Below are 1240 nucleotides of genomic sequence, written 5' to 3'. Positions count from 1 at the left end.
CAGTATGGGCATCGCTATTTATTTTGACGGTGGTGAAGGAGTTATGACTTTTACCGCGATTGTAGATTGATGATTTAGTTTTTAAGCAATTTTCGCATCGGAATGCAATCCAAACTAATTCCCCTTGGCGAATGATAAGTAGATACTTCATCACCAACAAAACCACAGGCACGGTAAAATGACGCTGCGTTCAGTGTAGATTCAAGTTGTAATAATTTCAGATCATTATCCAAGGCTAACTCTTCCAGAAAAACCAACATGGACTTTGCGGCCCCTTGGCCAGAATGGTCAGGATCGACAAAAATAGCGTCTATCATGCCAGTTTCGAGATTAACTTTACCGCATCCGATAACACGCTCCTTGAATACCGATACAAAGAAGTTCGCTACAATATCATTAATCAATGCTGCTGAAATGTCGCCTTGTGTCCATAATGCCAACTGCGCTGAACTATAAAAGCCGGTGCATTTTTCAATAATAGCTCGGTTTCTCATGCTGTAAATAGATTGAACGTCAGACTCTAGCGCTTTTCTGATTTTCATCAAAATGACCTTGAATTAGTGACCTCATAAATGTAAATTACGGGTTTGATGACCAGCATCAATAATTGAATAAATCACACGTCCCCATTATCAATAACATAACGCTTAGCGTTTGTTTTAACAACCGTATTGCTCAATAGCACTAGTCTGTGCAATCTAAAACTTAACCATTAGATTAATCGCGTTACAGCCAAGCTCAAAACTGCAATAATAATGCTATGCGCAGTAACAGATTGATTATTCGACTACGTTAACGGCTTTATGCTTAATTTACTTCTAAATAGGATTTACTATGCGCGCTTTTGTCGTTCGAGCCAGAGCTGCTCCAGTTGATAGTCAACAATTTCTAGCCGCTATTGGTCATGAAGCTCACACTGAAATTTTAGCTCACACCTTAATGAATACCATTTTTGTCGCCCAATCTCATCGTGACGATGTTGTGGTGTATTTAGTGCTAGAAAGTACCCAAGACTTTTCTCGCATAATTTGCTTTCGTTCAAACGAATTAGGTCATATCGGTGGCTTTCACGAACAAAACTTAACCAATAAAATAGCTAAAGCCTTAACGGCATCTAAAGGCATGGCGAAAGAACAATTACGTGAAGTTGCAGCAGGAATTACGGTACGCACCGTGAGTTTCGAAAAATTGATACAGGAATTAGCTGAAGATTATCAACTGTATATGTTAGAGAAAAAAG

At 39.0% G+C, this 1240-nt stretch carries 2 protein-coding genes; one reads left to right on the top strand and one right to left on the bottom strand.

The window, feature by feature from the left end:
• Window positions 1–74 precede the first annotated feature (74 nt).
• Window positions 75–542 carry a GNAT family N-acetyltransferase gene (locus H5202_RS22745; RefSeq protein ID WP_259397452.1) on the bottom strand — a complete coding sequence of 156 codons (468 nt, stop codon included), beginning with the start codon at window positions 540–542 and terminating at the stop codon, window positions 75–77.
• A 292-nt stretch (window positions 543–834) separates the two neighbouring features.
• On the opposite strand from H5202_RS22745, the gene H5202_RS22740 reads away from it, so the two are divergent.
• Window positions 835–1240: tRNA (pseudouridine(54)-N(1))-methyltransferase TrmY (locus H5202_RS22740; RefSeq protein ID WP_182774017.1), on the top strand; the 406-nt coding region annotated here is incomplete at its 3' end.

Source organism: Shewanella sp. SG41-4, assembly GCF_014164505.1.
Classification (GTDB): Bacteria; Pseudomonadota; Gammaproteobacteria; order Enterobacterales; family Shewanellaceae; genus Shewanella.
Note: the sequence above shows the minus strand (reverse complement) of the source record. Positions and strands in the feature narration are given on the sequence as shown.

Coding starts and splice junctions, on each gene's coding strand:
- H5202_RS22745 (WP_259397452.1), bottom strand. CDS start 542: ATGAAAATCAGAAAAGCGCTAGAGTCTGACGTTCAATCTATTTACAGC.